Annotated in this window: 17 protein-coding genes; 8 read left to right on the top strand and 9 right to left on the bottom strand. The window is 67.6% G+C overall.

What is annotated here, in order from left to right; all coding sequences use genetic code 11:
* The 5 genes from nfi to K2Z83_RS04005 form a co-directional block, all read right to left on the bottom strand.
* Positions 1–669 (bottom strand): deoxyribonuclease V (gene nfi, locus K2Z83_RS04020; RefSeq protein ID WP_220594064.1); only part of this gene is annotated, 669 nt, incomplete at its 3' end.
* Positions 670–721: 52 nt separating this feature from the next.
* Positions 722–1,336: a sulfite oxidase-like oxidoreductase gene (locus tag K2Z83_RS04015; protein WP_220593889.1), complete on the bottom strand. Its 615-nt coding sequence runs from the start codon at positions 1,334–1,336 to the stop codon at positions 722–724.
* A 116-nt stretch (positions 1,337–1,452) separates the two neighbouring features.
* Positions 1,453–1,695: a WD40 repeat domain-containing protein gene (locus tag K2Z83_RS28700; RefSeq protein WP_370650067.1), complete on the bottom strand. Its 243-nt coding sequence runs from the start codon at positions 1,693–1,695 to the stop codon at positions 1,453–1,455.
* A complete protein-coding gene (locus tag K2Z83_RS04010; protein WP_255603262.1) occupies positions 1,661–4,414 on the bottom strand; it encodes a serine/threonine protein kinase in 2,754 nt (917 codons plus the stop codon). Before K2Z83_RS04010 ends, K2Z83_RS28700 begins: the two co-directional genes overlap by 35 nt.
* Before the next feature lie 288 nt (positions 4,415–4,702).
* The gene (locus K2Z83_RS04005; protein WP_220593888.1) at positions 4,703–6,082 is read right to left on the bottom strand and encodes an FAD-dependent oxidoreductase; all 1,380 of its coding nucleotides are present in this window, start codon (positions 6,080–6,082) and stop codon (positions 4,703–4,705) included.
* A 158-nt stretch (positions 6,083–6,240) separates the two neighbouring features.
* Here K2Z83_RS04005 and K2Z83_RS04000 point away from each other — a divergent pair, with 158 nt between their 5' ends.
* The 5 genes from K2Z83_RS04000 to K2Z83_RS03980 all read left to right on the top strand — a co-directional run bounded on the left by K2Z83_RS04000 (position 6,241) and on the right by K2Z83_RS03980 (position 10,889).
* On the top strand, positions 6,241–7,350 hold the full coding sequence (locus K2Z83_RS04000) for a hypothetical protein (protein WP_220593887.1): 1,110 nt from the start codon (positions 6,241–6,243) through the stop codon (positions 7,348–7,350).
* A gap of 199 nt (positions 7,351–7,549) precedes the next feature.
* The gene (locus K2Z83_RS03995; RefSeq protein WP_220593886.1) at positions 7,550–8,116 is read left to right on the top strand and encodes a TlpA disulfide reductase family protein; all 567 of its coding nucleotides are present in this window, start codon (positions 7,550–7,552) and stop codon (positions 8,114–8,116) included.
* 39 nt (positions 8,117–8,155) lie between these two features.
* Positions 8,156–9,364, top strand: a complete 1,209-nt coding sequence (locus K2Z83_RS03990) for a pyridoxal phosphate-dependent aminotransferase (RefSeq protein WP_220593885.1) — start codon at positions 8,156–8,158, stop codon at positions 9,362–9,364.
* 69 nt (positions 9,365–9,433) lie between these two features.
* The gene (locus K2Z83_RS03985; RefSeq protein ID WP_220593884.1) at positions 9,434–9,763 is read left to right on the top strand and encodes a hypothetical protein; all 330 of its coding nucleotides are present in this window, start codon (positions 9,434–9,436) and stop codon (positions 9,761–9,763) included.
* 109 nt (positions 9,764–9,872) lie between these two features.
* Complete coding sequence (locus K2Z83_RS03980; protein ID WP_220593883.1) at positions 9,873–10,889, top strand: bifunctional heptose 7-phosphate kinase/heptose 1-phosphate adenyltransferase; 1,017 nt, start codon at positions 9,873–9,875, stop codon at positions 10,887–10,889.
* Between the two features lie 42 nt (positions 10,890–10,931).
* Here the strand turns inward: K2Z83_RS03980 and K2Z83_RS03975 are convergent, their stop codons facing one another.
* The 3 genes from K2Z83_RS03975 to K2Z83_RS03965 form a co-directional block, all read right to left on the bottom strand.
* Positions 10,932–11,297, bottom strand: coding sequence for an STAS domain-containing protein (locus K2Z83_RS03975; protein ID WP_220594063.1), 366 nt, complete (start codon positions 11,295–11,297; stop codon positions 10,932–10,934).
* 160 nt (positions 11,298–11,457) lie between these two features.
* Positions 11,458–11,895, bottom strand: a complete 438-nt coding sequence (locus K2Z83_RS03970) for an ATP-binding protein (protein ID WP_220593882.1) — start codon at positions 11,893–11,895, stop codon at positions 11,458–11,460.
* A gap of 17 nt (positions 11,896–11,912) precedes the next feature.
* A complete protein-coding gene (locus K2Z83_RS03965) occupies positions 11,913–12,389 on the bottom strand; it encodes an ATP-binding protein (RefSeq protein WP_255603260.1) in 477 nt (158 codons plus the stop codon).
* Positions 12,390–12,762: 373 nt separating this feature from the next.
* Between K2Z83_RS03965 and K2Z83_RS03960 the strand changes: the two genes are divergently transcribed.
* Positions 12,763–13,425: a PspA/IM30 family protein gene (locus tag K2Z83_RS03960; RefSeq protein WP_220593881.1), complete on the top strand. Its 663-nt coding sequence runs from the start codon at positions 12,763–12,765 to the stop codon at positions 13,423–13,425.
* A 63-nt stretch (positions 13,426–13,488) separates the two neighbouring features.
* On the opposite strand, the gene K2Z83_RS03955 is transcribed toward K2Z83_RS03960, so the two are convergent.
* Positions 13,489–14,070 carry a thymidine kinase gene (locus K2Z83_RS03955; RefSeq protein ID WP_220593880.1) on the bottom strand — a complete coding sequence of 194 codons (582 nt, stop codon included), beginning with the start codon at positions 14,068–14,070 and terminating at the stop codon, positions 13,489–13,491.
* Positions 14,071–14,231: 161 nt separating this feature from the next.
* Here K2Z83_RS03955 and K2Z83_RS03950 point away from each other — a divergent pair, with 161 nt between their 5' ends.
* Both K2Z83_RS03950 and K2Z83_RS03945 read left to right on the top strand, forming a co-directional pair.
* Positions 14,232–15,002, top strand: a complete 771-nt coding sequence (locus tag K2Z83_RS03950; protein ID WP_220593879.1) for a TIGR00730 family Rossman fold protein — start codon at positions 14,232–14,234, stop codon at positions 15,000–15,002.
* Positions 15,002–15,226 carry a hypothetical protein gene (locus K2Z83_RS03945; RefSeq protein WP_220593878.1) on the top strand — a complete coding sequence of 75 codons (225 nt, stop codon included), beginning with the start codon at positions 15,002–15,004 and terminating at the stop codon, positions 15,224–15,226. Before K2Z83_RS03950 ends, K2Z83_RS03945 begins: the two co-directional genes overlap by 1 nt.
* Positions 15,227–15,230 lie beyond the last annotated feature (4 nt).

The raw sequence follows: 15,230 nt of genomic DNA, 5'->3' as shown, positions 1-15,230 counted from the left end.
CAGACGCCTGCGCGGCTGCGGGATGGTGCCGTGGGAGGCGAGATTATGGGCGTAGCGGGTGGTCTCGGGCAGGCGGTAGCGGGTGGTGCAGGCCATCACCAGGTCGGCGGCGCGATCGAGGCTCACGCGATGCCCCGGGGAGACATAGACCGGCCTGACGCCGGCGCGGGTGCGCAGTACGTAGCCGACAGGCTCGCCCCGATGGATGAGCGGTGCGCGCCCGCCGCGCTCGTCGGGAACAGGGTCGTGGAGGCCGACCAAGAGCGACTTGGCGCAGCCGATGGCGGGGATGCCGGTGAGCACGCCGAGGTGGCTGGCGATGCCGAGGCGCCGTGGGTGGGCGATCCCCTGGCCGTCGCAGATCAGCAGGTCGGGGGCGACATCAAGCGTGTCCAGGGCCGCGAGGATCGCGGGGGCCTCACGGAACGAGAGGAAGCCGGGGATGTAGGGGAAGGGCGCGGGGCTGCGGGCGATGGCGTGGGTGACGGGCGAGAGCTCGGGGAAGGAGAGCAGCACCACGGCGGCCCGGGCGACCGTCCCATCCTCCTCGAACCCGGCGTCGACGCCGGCGACGGTGCGCAGCGGGAATTCTTCGTCAGCGACGATCACCTGTCCGCGCAGCCGCTCCTGGACGGCCAGGGCCTCCTCGATTGTCGTGGGCCACTCCATAAGCGTAATGGTGAATGGTGAATGTGCAGCATTCACCATTCACCATTCATAACTACTCCGCGTAGCGCTCCTCTTTCCAGGGGTCGGCGTTGTTGTTATAGCCGTAGCGCTCCCAGAAGCCAAGCTTATCGTAGGACAGGAACTCCAGGCCGCGCAGCCACTTCGCGCTCTTCCAGAAGTACTTGCGCGGGGTGAGCAGGCGTAGCGGGAAGCCGTGCTCCGGGGTCAGCTCCTCGCCATCGAACTTATAGGCGAGCATGGCCTCATCGTCGAGGAGCACCTCGAGCGGGACATTTGCCGTGAAGCCCTGGTCGCAGTGCGCGATCACAAACTGCGCCGCCGGTTTGAGGGCCGGGATATGCTTGAGGAACTCCCTAAACTGCACGCCCTCCCAGCGCGTATCGAGCTTGCTCCAGCGGGTGACGCAGTGGATGTCCGTGGTGATCTGGATCGTCGGCAGCGCGCGGAACTCCGCGAAGCTCAGGCTAGCCGAGTCCTCAAGCTCGCCCCAGACGCGCAGATCCCAGGTGGCATCCAGATCCGCATACTGCGGCACGCTGCCATAGTGCAGCACCGGAAACTTCTCCGTCACATACTGCCCAGGCGGCACGCGATCCTCCTGGCCGGTGGGGGTGCGATCATATTTCTGCTTGAATGAGTCAAACATCGGGCTCTCCTTTATGATCGGGCTGACGCGGCGCGGGGAGCGGCACGGGGATCATGTCCATTATACCCAGGATTCTGTTACACCCGCCCCTCGGAGCCCGTGACACACACCTCGTGTTAGCCGGCCGGCTCCAGCAGATAGATCCCGCCCGCCCGCGTGCTCGCGGCGATCTGCTTGCCATCGGGGCGGAAGGCAAGGGCCATCACGCTGCCCGAGCCGAGGCGGATCGTACTCAGCCGCGCGCCGCTCTGCAGGTCCCAGAACTCAACCGTGCCGACAACGCTCCCCGTCACCAGCAGCTTCCCATCGGGAGAGAAGGCGAAGCTACTGAACCAGTGGTCGTCGGCCGGCGCGGTGATCGTGCGGATCGCCGCGCCGTCGGACGCGCTCCAGATCCTGGACTGCCCAGACGACGATCTGCGAGGTGCCCGCGTCCTGATTCGTGACGGCGGCGATCTGCGAGGCGTCGCGGTTAAATGCGAGCGAGAAGGCGGCCCCGTTCAGCCCGCGCAGGGTGCGCAGGAGCCGCTGGCTGCTGACCTCCCAGATCGCCACCTCGCCGCGCTCATTGCCGGCGGCGACAAGGCTGCGGTCGCGGCTCACCACGAGGCTGAGGGCGAATCCCGAGAGGCCCTGGAGCTGCCGGTTGCGGTCTTGGCCGGTCAGGTCGATGATCACAACCTCCCCGGCGTCGCTGATCGCGGCCAGCTGTGTGTCGCTGACAAAGCCGATGAACTGGCTGGTCGGCGCGCCGCCGTTCAAGTTCACCTGGCGATCGTTCGGGAAGATATGCAGGCGCACCGTGCCGCTGGCGCCGCCGGAGCCGAGCACCGTGCCGCTATCCGAGTAGGCCAGGGTCGTCACCGTGCCCTGGGCCAGCAGCAGCGTCCGCTCGGCCTGTCGGCTCTGGGCATTCCAGATCGTCAGCGAGCCGGCAGTGTCGCTGGTGACCGCGAGGCGCTGGCTATCGGGGGCCCAGCTCAGGCCGATCAGGCGCATGCCGCGCTGGGTGAGCGAGGCGCGCTCAGTGCCGGTGAGCGGGCTCCAGAGGCGCACCGTGCCATCGAGGCTCGCGCTGGCCAGGGTGCGGCCATCTGGGCTGTAGCTCAGCCCGCGGATGACCACCCAGTCCTGATGGCCCTTCAGCTCGCGCTGGAGCTTGCCGCTGGCCGCGTCGAGCACGTAGATGCTTGTGCTCACCGAGCCTACGGCGATGCTCTTGCCATCGGGGCTATAGGCGACCCCGGTGAGCCAGTAGGGCTGGTTGGTGGACGGGTCGGTGGGGGCCGTGTAGCTGAAGCCGGCCCAGGGCTGCCGGGAGGCCACGTCCCAGAGGCGCAGCGTGCCATCCCGCGATGCCGAGGCGAGGGTCGAGCCATCGGGCGAGAAGGCGAGATTGCCCAGAAAGTCCGTGTGGCCTTCGAGCACGCCAAGGGGCTGCCCGCGCGCGACGTCCCACAGGCGCACGGTGGTGTCGGTGCTGCCCGAGGCCAGGGCCGCCCCATCGGGCGAGAAGGCCAGGCTGCGGATCCAGCCGGTGTGGCCATCGAGGCGGCGCAGCTCCTGGCCGGTGGCCACATCCCACAGGATCACCGTGTTCTCATCCTGCGCGCCCGAGGCGAGGATCGCGCCGTCCGGCGAGAAGGCCAGCGCGCTGATCGTGCCGGTGTGCCCGATAAGAGTCGGCCCCTGGTCGAGCGTATCGCCCGTGCGCAGCTGGATCGTCTTGCCGACGCCGACAGCGAGCACCTGTCCGCTCGGCGCGTAGGCAACGGAGCCGACAGCATCCTCCTGGATCTGCTGGGTCTGGGTGAACGTCTCGGTCGCCGAGGCGACGCCCCCGGCGGTAGGCGCCGGCTGCTCGGCCGCCGGAGTCGTCGCCTGAGCGGCGCCGCCGGCGGGGGCGGGCGTGCTCATCGCGACGCCGCCGCTCAGCAGCGGGATGCCGGCCCCGGTATAGATCCGGTAGCCGATGAAGGCCCCGACGAGGCAGATCAGCAGCGTCATCAGGGCCAGGGCCGCCACGATCGCGATCAGGCAGCCGTTGCTGATCCGGGGCGACGGCCGCGGCGCGGACTGGGGGGCGGCCTGGGGAATCACCTGGGTGTAGCCGCCGGCGAACTGCGGCTGCGGGGCCGGCGCGTAGGTGCCGGGCGCCGGCTGGCCGTAGGGCGGCGCGGGCGGCGGCGGGCCGACCACCGCTGCGGGCTCGGCCGGGCGATCAGGCTGTGCGGGCGGCGCGGGCGGCGGCGCTATGGCCGCATCGACTGGCGCGAGGGCGCCCAGCGGGCGGCCCGCCATCAGCCGCACCGTCTCCAGGGCGCTGCGCATCTCACGGGCGCGCTGGTAGCGGTTCGCCGGCTTCTTCTCCAGCGCCCGCAGGGCCAGCTGCTCGGCCAGAGCCGAGACGCGCGCGTTCAGGGTGCGCGGCGCGTTCAGCGGCGTGCCCGCGTCGCGCTGCGCAGCCGTGGGCGGCGGCCAGCCCGTGAGCAGCTGGTAGAGCACCGCCCCGATCGCGTACAGGTCGCTCGACGTGGTCGGCTCGGCCTGCGTGTCGTGCAGCTCGGGGGCCCGGTAGGCCGATGGCTCGGCACCCACGTGACGCACCAGCGCGAAGGGCGCGAGGCTCAGGCCGCCGTCAGGCGACGACCACAGATCCGTCGAGCGCAGGTCGCCCAGCAGCAGCGGCGGGTTGCGCTCGTGCAGCACATCCAGCGCGCCCAGCAGCCGGTCCACCAGGTTCAGCACCTCGGGCTCCGGCATCGGCCCGCTGCGGTCCCGCGCCACCCGGTCGAGGTCCTGGCCGCCCGGATCATCCGCGACCAGATAGTAGTCCGCCGCCTGGGCGAAGTGGTCGCGCAGAGCGAGCAGGCCCGGCGTGCTCACCGTAGCGATCTGGCCGGCCAGGGCGCGCACATCGTCCATCACGGGCGCGCCCACCTGCGGCAGCTCGGCGACAAGCACACGCAGCGACGAGCGCAGGTCGATCGCGCGGTAGATCACGCAGTCGGGACGCTCGTCGACAACATAGGTAATCCGGTAGTGTTCGTACAGAGTAGACTCGAGTGCCAGCATCATATCCTCAGGGTCTGCTGCGGCGACGTGCGCCACGGAAGCATATCAATAGCCCGTGGCTATGATTTTCATTGTACCAGCTTGATCGCCGTGACGCAGCAGATGTTCGCGGACGGCGTAGGGACGCAGCGCAACGTCCTGGGGCTGCGCCCCAGACCCTGCTTTTGTTGGGATTTTGGCGGCTTCGCCGCCAAAATCCCAACAAAAAAATCTTTGGGGGTGGCGAGCCACCCCCAAACCCCCGCATGGCGGGACGCGTAGGGACGCAGCGCGCTGCGTCCCTACGCGTCCCTACGCCGTCGCCGCCGCCGCCGCGAGGTCGCCCCGGGCCACCGCCGACTCGATCCGCTCCACGCAGAGCTTCCCGCTGATCGTCGCCCCCTCGATCGAGGCCAGGAAGTGCTGGCGCGTGTAGTCGCCGGCCAGAAACAGGTTGCGCACCGGCGAGGCCTGGTCGGGCCGGTACTGGTCCACCCCCGGCAGGGCCTGGTAGACCGAGTTCGGGATGCGCACGATCGTATGCTTGAGCAGCGTTGCCTCGCGGGCGACCGGGTGCAGCCGGGTGAACTCATCCATCACAAAGCGCACCAGCTCATCATCGGGCATGCCGATCAGCTTCTCGGCCGGGGCCACCACAAACTGCATGATGCTCTGGCCGCCGTTGTGGTACTCCGGCGCGACCATCGCCATGTCGGCGTAGACGCTCAGGTGCGTCCCCGCGCTGAACAGCAGGTTGTCCACCCCGGCGATCTGCCGGTCGAAGAACAGCTGCATGGTGATCACCGGCGAGCCCTTGAGGTGCTTCAGGTTGTCGAAGTAGTCGAACTGCCGCAGCGCGTCCGGCAACACCTTGCGCAGGCTGTGTACCGGCATCGCCGAGACATAGGCGTCGCCCTGGATGACGCTGCCGTCGTCGAGCACGAAGCCCCGCAGCTCGTTCGCCGGCTCGTCGTAGAGCATCGAGGCCACCCGGCGGCCCAGCAGCACCTGGCCGCCCAGCCCCTCGATCTGCCCGATCAGCGGCCGCCAGATATTCGTGTCGGGCGAGCCCTTCACCAGCGCCATCTTCGGCGCGTTCTTCTCGTGGGCGAAGTGCAGCATCGCCGTCAGCGCCAGCTTCGCCGAGACCTTATCAGCCCGCTGGAAGTTCAGCGCCAGGGCCATCGTGTGCATCACCTCGTCCAGCGAGCGCTGGCCCATGCCGTGGCGCAGGTGCCAGGCGGCGTAGCTCTGGTCGTCCTGCTGGTCCACATAGGACTGGTCGCCGAAGATCGGCCGCAGCAGGCCCAGGCCCATGCGCAGCTTGTCGCCCAGGGTCAGCGGCGTAAACTTCAGCACCCCGGCCAGCCCGTTCAGCGGCGTGGGCAGCCAGGGCACGAACGAGATCCCGGCCATGCCGTGGCGCTCCGAGGCGAAGATCATCTCCGCCGGCTTCCAGTTGAAGGTGTCGCCCAGGCCGTGCTCGCCCAGGAAGCCCAGCAGGGTATGGTAGGCCCCGAAGAAGACGTGCAGCCCGCTCTCCACCCAGTCGCCATCGGCGTCGCGCCAGGCCGACACCTTACCGCCCGGCACCTCGCGCTTCTCCAGCACCACCACCTCGTGGCCGCGCCCGGCCAGCGTGCGCGCCACCACCATCCCCGAGGGGCCGGAGCCCGCGATAATCACCCGCATCGTATCCACCTCGATATATGTATCACCGCAGCGTAGGGGCGCAGTAGCCTTCGGCTGCTGCGCCCCTAGACATATCATGAATCCGTTATAACATGGCTCCCCATGCGGCGCAAGGTGACGCGCCCCGCGCGCGGCGCCGCCCCACAACGGGAGACCCCATGTCACGCACTGCCCCTATCGCCCTGGCCGCCCTGGCCATGGTCGCCCTCACCCTGGCCGAGTTCATCGGCCCCCGGCTGCCCCGCACGCTGCACCTGCCCCCCCAGCAGCAGGTCAGCACGAGCAACCCGCTGGTCGGCGTCCACACCCGGCTCAACGGCGTCGGCGATGAGGCCTACATCCAGCGCAGCCTAGAGCAGGTGCGTGAGATGGGCGCCAGCTGGGTTGTCGAGCTCTTCCCCTGGGCCTACGTCCAGCCCCGCTCGCGCTACGGCTACGACTGGTCAGGCTCCGACATGGTCATCGAGCACGCCCGCCGCCAGGGGCTCCAGGTCGTCGCCCGGCTCGACCTCGTGCCGATCTGGGCCAGGCCCGCCGACGCCACCGACCGCTACCTCGACCCGGCCCGCTACCAGGACTACGCCAACTACGTGGCCGCCTTCGCCGCCCGCTACCGGCCCCTCGGCCTGCGCCACATCCAGATCTGGAACGAGCCCAACCTGCGCTTCGAGTGGGGCGAGCGCCCGCCCGACCCCGGCGCCTACGCCGCCCTGCTCAAGGTGGTCTACCCCACCGTCAAGGCCGCCGTCCCCGACGCGATCATCATCGCCGGGGCGCTCTCGCCCGGCCAGTCGATCGACGGCGGCGCGACCCGCATGGACGACATGCAGTACCTGGCCTCGCTCTACGACGCCCAGGCCGGCCCCTTCTTCGACATGTGGGCCGTCCACGCCTACGGTGGACAGGAGCCGCCCGACGCCGCGCCCGCCCCCACCCAGGTCAACTTCCGCCGCATCGAGCTGGTGCGCGCCCTGCTCGACCGGCTCGGCGGCCAGGGCAAGCCGATCATCATCACCGAGGGCGGCTACAACGACCACCCGCGCTGGAGCGCCGCGATCAGCCCGGCCAGCCGCATACGCTGGACGATCGCCACCTACGAGCAGGCCCGCGGCTACCCCTGGCTCGTCGCCGTCGCCCTCTGGCAGTTCAGCACGCCCTTCTCCACCCACTCCTACCCCGACAGCTGGAACTTCGTCGCCCCCGACGGCACCCCGCGCGCGATCTATCTGGCGGTGCAGGCGTACGCAGCCCCTAAAGCAAAACCCTAACCACTCCGCGCCCTCCGCACCCCTTCGCGCCCTCGCGCCCTTCGCGTCCTTCGCGTCTTCCGCACCCCTTCGCGTCCTTCGTGATCCAAACCCCCTTCGCGTCCTTCGTGATCCAAACGTCCTTCGTGATCCAAACGCCCCTGCCAGAAGCGGCATGGTATAATCTTCGCGTCCGACCCAAACCATAGAGGGGGCATCCATGGGGCGACACCTGATGCTGGCGCTTATCATCGGCGCGGCGATGCTGTCCGGCTGCGGCGGCGGCGGCGGCGGCGACAGCGTGCAGAGCGGTGTCCAGGAGGGCATGCGCCTCCCCGATGCCGAGTTCACCCGCCTGGAGGGCGGCAAGGTCAAGGTGAGCGACCTGCGCGGCAGGCCGGCGGTGATCAACTTCTGGGCCACCTGGTGCGGCCCCTGCAAGGAGGAGATCCCCCTGCTCCAGCAGGCCTACGGCGCCGACGAGGGCGCCGGCTTCCAGCTCATCGCCGTCACCGAAGAGAGCAGGGGCGAGGTCAGCACCTTCGTCGAGGGCAGCGCCATGAGCCTGCCCGTGGTGCTCGACCCGGGCGGGCGGGCCGGCCAGCGCTACCGCATCCAGGGCATCCCGACCACATTCTTCCTCAACAGCGAGGGCGTGATCGTCATCCGCCACACCGGATCCCTCACCCCCGGCACCCTCCAGGTCTTCCTGGAGCTAAAAGCCAGATCGCCACGAAGGTGCGGCGGCGCAGAGGGAGACCCCTGCATCGTCGCACCTTTCGTATAGCCCGTCCTCATCTGCAATCGTACCTAAGGAGAGCAGCCCATGCCCGCCCAGACCGCCTACCACTTCGCCCGACGTGTCGCCCAGCTTGAGCCCTCGGCCACCGCCGCCATGGGCGGCCGGGTCGCCCAGATGCGCGCCGCCGGGATCAATGTCATCTCCTTCAGCGTCGGCGAGCCCGACTTCGACACCCCCACCCCGATCAAGGACGCCGGCATTGACGCGATCAACCACAACCACACCCACTACACCCCCGCCGGCGGCACCGCCGAGCTGCGCAAAGCCATCGCCCTGCGCGCCAGCGCCGACAGCGGCCTGACCTACGGGGTCGGCCAGGTCACCACCACCGCCGGGGCCAAGGAGGCGCTCTACCTGGCCTTCCAGGCGCTGTGCGATGAGGGCGACGAGGCGATCATCCCCGCGCCCTACTGGGTCAGCTACATCGAGCAGGCCAAGCTGGCCGGTGCCACCCCGATCACCCCGATGACCACCGAGGAGAGCGGGTTTAAGCTCACCCCCGAGCAGCTGGCCGCCAGCCTCAGCCCGCGCACCCGCATCATCGTGCTCAACTCGCCCAGCAACCCTACCGGCGCCGTCTACAGCGCCGCCGAGCTGCGCGCCCTCGCCGATGTCCTCCGCGACAGCGAGGCGATCGTGATCACCGACGAGATCTATGACGCGATCTGTTATGTCGAGTACGCCCGCTGGCTCAAAGTGGCCCCAGAGATGGCCGACCGCACCCTGATCATCAACGGCGCCGCCAAGGCCTACGCCATGACCGGCTGGCGGGTGGGCTACGCGGTCGGCCCGCAGCCGATCATCACCGCGATCAAGGACATCCAGAGCCACACCAGCACCCACACCGCCTCGATCTCGCAGTACGCCGCCCTGGCCGCCTACACACCCAACCCCGAGATCGAGGCCACGGTGGTCGAGATGGCCGCCCAGTTCCACAAGCGCCGCGACCTGATCCTCGACCTGCTCGCCGAGATCCCCGACATCACCTGCAACGTGCCCGACGGCGCCTTCTACGTCTTCCCCAACGTCACCGGCCTGCTCAACCGGCCCCTGCGCGGCGATACGGTCTGCGCCACCAGCGATGAGCTGACCAACTACCTGCTCGACGAGGCCCACATCGCCGCCGTCTCCGGCGAGTCCTTCGGCGCGCCGGGCTTCATCCGCTTCTCCTACGCCACCAGCGAGGACCAGATCATCGAGGGCATGCGCCGCTTCGCCGCCGCCCTCAACTAACCACTAGCAGCGTCGCCTCGTGCGGCGGCCCGCAGGCCGCACGAGGCGACGCCCAAGCCCGCCCAGCATATGAACCAGAACGCCCGCGCCCGGCTCGCCCGCGCTATCGCCATCGCCACCACCGTCCTCTGCGCCGGACTCCTGATATCCTTCGGACGTCACGCCACCTGGTGGCTGCTGGCGATGGCCGTCCTCACCTGGCTCCAGACCCGACGGCTGCGCCGCGATATCAGCACCAGCGGCCTGCCGCTCCAGATCTTCCACATCGCCGCCTGGTCGCTCCTCGGGCTCGCCGTCGTCGGGCTCCTGCCAACGCCCACCCGCACGATTGGCGACGCCATCGTGCTGCTGGTCGCCGCCGGCCTCTACATCCGCGCCAGCACCCGCCGCATACGATGAGATTGCAGATTGCAGATTGCAGATTTGACCCGACAAAACGCCCTGCACAATGTCACATGCTAAGCAATGAGCCAATCTGCAATCTGCAATCTACAATCTACAATTCCCTATGAGCACACTCGCCGCCCTCGTCCCCCGCCTCGCCGGCCGGCGCATCCTGGTCGTCGGCGATGTCTCGCTCGACGAGTACCTCTTCGGCCGGGCCACCCGCCTCTCCCGCGAGGCGCCCGTGCCCGTCCTTGAGCTGATCCGCCGCCAGATCATCCTCGGCGGGGCGGCCAACCCGGCCCGCAACATCGTCGCCCTCGGCAGCGCGGCCGCCCAGGTCAGCATCGTTGGCGCAGACCCCGAGGGCAAGCAGCTGCGCGACCTGCTGCGCCAGGACGGCATCGCCGCCCAGGGCCTCGTCACATCACCAGACCGCCCCACCACCCGCAAGACCCGCATCCTCGCCGACGAGTCGCCGCGGCTGCCCCAGCAGGTCGCCCGGCTCGACCGGCTCGACCGCTCGCCGCTCGCGCCCGCCGAGGAGGCCAGCGTCATCGCCGCGCTGCACGAGCAGATCCCCGCCGCCGACGCCCTGATCTGCTCCGACTACCAGCTCGGGCTGATGACCCCCGCCGTGATCGCGGCGGCCCGCCAGCTCTGCCGCACCCACGGCGTGCTCTTCACCGTGGACGCCCAGGGTAGCTCCCACGCCTACCACGGCGCCGACCTCTTCCGCTGCAACAACCAGGAGGCCGAGGCGGCCCTGGGCCTGCGGCTGGAGCGCGAGGAGGACTTTGTGGCTGGGCTGTCCCGCCTGCGCGACGAGCTCCAGGCGGGCCTCGTGATCGTCACCCGCGGGCCGCACGGCCTCTCGCTGATCGGCGCGGGCACAGGATACCAGCACCTGCCGGCCGTCCAGGTGAGCGAGGTCTACGACACCATCGGCGCGGGGGATACCTTCATCGCCGTGGCGACCCTCGGCCTAGCCGGCGGCCTCGCGCCCGTCGAGGCAGCCCAGATCGCCAACACGGCGGCGGCGCTCGTCGTGCGGCGGCTTGGAAACGCCGTCGTCTCGCCCGATGAGCTCGCGGCCGCCCTCGTCGCCCCGCCCGCACCAATAACAAAGCACGACGCGTAAGCATCGTGCTTGTGCCCCAAAAAACTGCTCGGGCCACAGAAGCTATGCGGCGTTGAGCCGCTTGAAGCCAGCGAGGGCATCATCCTCATTCTGGTAGATCTCGGCGTACTGCGCCAGGCCCACCATGCGGAAGATCTTCTGAAAGTGCTGCGAGAGGCCGCTCACGGCCAGCTTCTGGCTGTTGCGGTTGACCTCGGTGACGATCCCGATCAGGATCGCGATGCCAGCGCTGTTGATATAATCGTTCTGGCGAAAGTTCAACAGCACGAATCGCGAGCCCTTATTTGTCACCTCGCGGTACGCGCTATTAATCTTCTCCTCGGCGAAGGTAGTCACATCACCGACGAGATCGATGATCGCCACGCCATCGCGCTCACGGGTGCTCACCGTCAACTCATCTTCCAGCATCATGCGCTCCTCCAAGCTTATCGACAGCCGTCAGAGACGACAGCAGCAATCCAGGACATCTACCACAACCGAGGATCAGTGCTATATCGGCGACACCATGACGGGCATATGCCGAGACGAACGTGCGCCGACTATCTATACGATACACAGCCCGCGTCGCTCAACAGCTAAGGCTCACCGCCCGGTGGCGCTGAAATGCAAAGCGAAAGCAGTTTCCCGCATCATCACACGATACAAAGCCAGACTCGTCGCAGAGCTGGCTGATCAGCATCAGGCCCATCCCGCGGAGCGACCCGAGGCCGGCCAGCTTCTCAACCATGCTCAGCGGCTCAGAGCTCGGCGCGAACGGGCGCACCCCCTGGTCGCAGACATCAATCACCAGACGATCATCATCGACGCGGCAGGAGATCTCGACGCGCAGATCTGGCTTCAGCGAGTTCCCGTGCTCGATCGCATTGATACAGGCCTCGCAGAGCACTGTCTTCAGATCATCGATCCGATCATGCGGCATCCCGAGCCGCCGCGCGAAAGCGGCGACGGCGTCGCGAGCGATCAGCTCGTAGCCAAGCTCATTTGGGAGAGTGAGTTCCATGCTCATAGGGTGTGTTGTGAGTGTCATTGTTCGAGATGGATCACCATACGTACCTGATTGCCACCGCTAGGCGCCGTAGTAAACTCAACCTCGTCCATCAGCTCACGAATCAGCCAGATCCCCCACCCGCCCTTATCAGACTTCTCCAGCACGTCGGCTATCTGCGGGCTGCTCGTCGTACAATCCTGATCCAGAATCTTCCGGCCCTGATCTGCGACGCTGATGATCAGCTCATCATCGCGAGCCGTAAGCAGCACCACCACCTTCATCGCAGCGTCGTGCTGATTCCCGTGCTCGATCGCATTTGTCACCGCCTCGCTGATCGCTGTCTTCAGCGACTCCACCCGGTCGACATGAAAGCCCATGCGCCGAGCCAACGATGAGGCGGTGTCCATAGCGACACGCTCATAGCCAAGCCTGCTCGGCAGGCGCAGCTCGATGATCTTTTCAACAGGCTCATGTGAAGTGTCGTCGCTTTTGCCCATAAGAAAGGTGTGCATGGGCCGCCGGGGAGTGCGGCTCGGCTAATGACAGAAGCCTGCTGAGCGGGCGTGTGCGCACACACGCCTACCGCTATGTACACGAAACACGCTATGCGCAATGCCTCACCATCATAGCACAGGCTCTTATCAGGTTGCAATAGGACGGAAGTTCGATCGGCCGATATGACTATCGTCCCCAGCAACAACGCAGGTAGCCGCGCGCGGAGGATTGGCCCACGAAACACGCAACCTTTTGCTACAGGCAACGTATATCTGTTGTGGAACAGCGATGCGCATGCTAGAATAGGCTGCGTCACACTGGTCGTCTGTTCCAACTCGCCGTACAGTGTTGTCGGATGCGACAAACTCGCTCTTTAAGGAGGAATCGACCATGTCTATCCTGGGCCGAATCAAGGATCTCGTCAGCGCCAACGTCAACTCTATGCTCGACAAGGCCGAGGACCCTGAGAAGATGGCGAACGAGTACCTGCGCCAGCTCACCAATGAGCTCTACGAGGCGCGCACCGGTGTCGCAGCCGCCATGGCCGATGAGACGAAGCTGGAGCAGCGACGGATCTCAACCCAGGGCGAGGCCGACCAGTGGCAGTCGAAGGCCGAGGCGGCCCTGCGCGCCGGCGATGAGGCGCTGGCCAAGGCCGCCCTCGCGCGCAAGGTGCAGGCCCAGAAGCTGTCCGACCAGTACCGCCAGCAGGAGGTCGCCCAGGAGGAGCAGGTCAGCGCCCTCCAGGACGCCCTGGTGGATCTGGAGACGCGGATCGCGGAGGTGAAGGCGAAGAAAGAGCTGATCATCGCCAAGAAGAACCGCGCCGCAACGCAGGAGGCCCTCCAGCGCACGACCGCCAGCATGGGCCGGATCAGCGCGATGGACAAGCTCGATGATCTTGAGGATAAGGTCGACGACCGGCTCGCCAAGGCCGAGGCGATGGCCAAGCTGGAGCAGGGCTCGCTCGAGACGAAGTTCCGCAACCTGGAGAAGGATCAGGAGGTCGACTCGGAGCTGGCCGAGCTCAAGCGGAAGATGGGCCTGAGCTAAAATGAGGGGACAGGGGACAGGGGACAGGGGACAGGGCAACTCCCTGTCCCCTGTCCCCTTGTCTTAACGGGCGCGCTCGTAGCAGCTGCGGCAGCGCGCCTCGTACAGGTCGAGGCCGCCCACCACGATCGTCGGCGCGTCGGCGGGTGCCGGGCGGCCGTCGATCAGGCGCTGCGAGCGGGTGGCGTAGGCTCCGCAGCGCACGCAGATCGCGTAGAGCTTGTCCACCTGCTCGGCCAGCGCCATCAGCTGCGACATCGCCGGGAAGGGCTCGGCGCGGTAGTCCTGGTCGAGCCCGGCCACCAGCACGCGCAGCCCACGGTCGGCGAGCTCCTGGCAGGCGGCGACAATATCCTCCGGACGGTCCTCTAGAAAGTGTAGCTCGTCGATGGCGATCACCTGGATATCCTCGGCCCCGGCAATCACCTCCCTGATTGAGCTCACCGGCACCGCCTCCAGCCGCGCGCCGCTATGGCTGGCGACATGGCTGCTACTGTAGCGCGTGTCGAGCCGCGGCGTGAAGACCTTGCATGACTGACGGGCGATCTGCACCTGTCGCATCCGCCGGATCAACTCCTCAGTCTTGCCGCTGAACATACACCCGCAGATCACCTCGAGCCGGCCGCCCGAACCTGGACGTGTCACGTACTTTCCTCCTCCGGATCATCGCTCGCCGCCACACGGCAATTGCGCATCGGCCCCACAAGAGGCCACGCCCCGGAAGACCATGCGCGACGGCAAAAAGGATGCGGGAGTATACCACGTTTTCCCCATCCACACGGATAAAAAAGAAAGATCATGCCCCTATGAAGCGAATCACCGAGGATGAGCGGCTGCTCCGCACCGACGCCAACGACCGCCCCCGCGACTTCACCCACACCGATCCATGGCGCGTGCTGCGGATCATGGGCGAGTTCGTCGAGGGATTCGATACCCTCGCCGGCACTGGCCCCGCCGTGACCATCTTCGGCTCCGCCCGCGTCCGCGAGGGCGACCCGGCCTACACCGCCGCGATCGAGACGGCGAGACTGCTGGCCGAGGAGGGCTTCGCGATCATCACCGGCGGTGGGCCAGGCCTGATGGAGGCCGCCAACCGAGGCGCCCGCGAGGGCGGCGGCCCATCCATCGGCTGCACGATCGAGCTACCCTTCGAGACCGGCGCCAACCCCTATGTCGATCTCGAGATCCGCTTCCGCTACTTCTTCGTCCGCAAGACGATGTTTATGAAGTACGCCTCGGCCTTCGTGATCTTCCCCGGCGGCTTCGGCACCCTCGACGAACTGTTCGAGGCGCTCACGCTCATCCAGACCGGCAAGGTCCACAACTTCCCGATCGTCCTCTTCGACTCGGCCTACTGGGCCGGGCTGCTCAGCTGGGTGCGCGACACCATGCTCCCCAGCGGCAAAGTCAGCCCCACTGACATCGACCTGCTGACCCTATGCGACGACCCGGCCGAGGTCTGCGCGCTGATCAAGGCCTCCTACACCGAGCGGCAGGCCAGCGCCGACCGCCAGGATGCCGAGCAGGCTTCCGCGAGCAACCTGCGCCGGGCCGCAGAGAAGAAGCGGAGGCCATAATGCGCCAAGGGGCCATTGAGTGGGAGGCCGGCGCTGAGCTCACCGCGCTGCTGCGCCGCTACTACCGGGGCGAGGCCGCGCTGTGGGGCGAGATACAGGCCATCGTTCACGCCGACCTGCTGCGCCAGGGGCTGCCCCTCGCGCCGCGCCACCTGCGCTTCCGCGCCAGCGAGACAGGCTACATGGTGATCGTCGAGGACGCCGAGGGGTACGCGAGCCTGTAGGGAC

It is taken from the genome of Oscillochloris sp. ZM17-4, assembly GCF_019599295.1.
GTDB lineage: Bacteria > Chloroflexota > Chloroflexia > Chloroflexales > Chloroflexaceae > Oscillochloris.
Note: the sequence above shows the minus strand (reverse complement) of the source record. Positions and strands in the feature narration are given on the sequence as shown.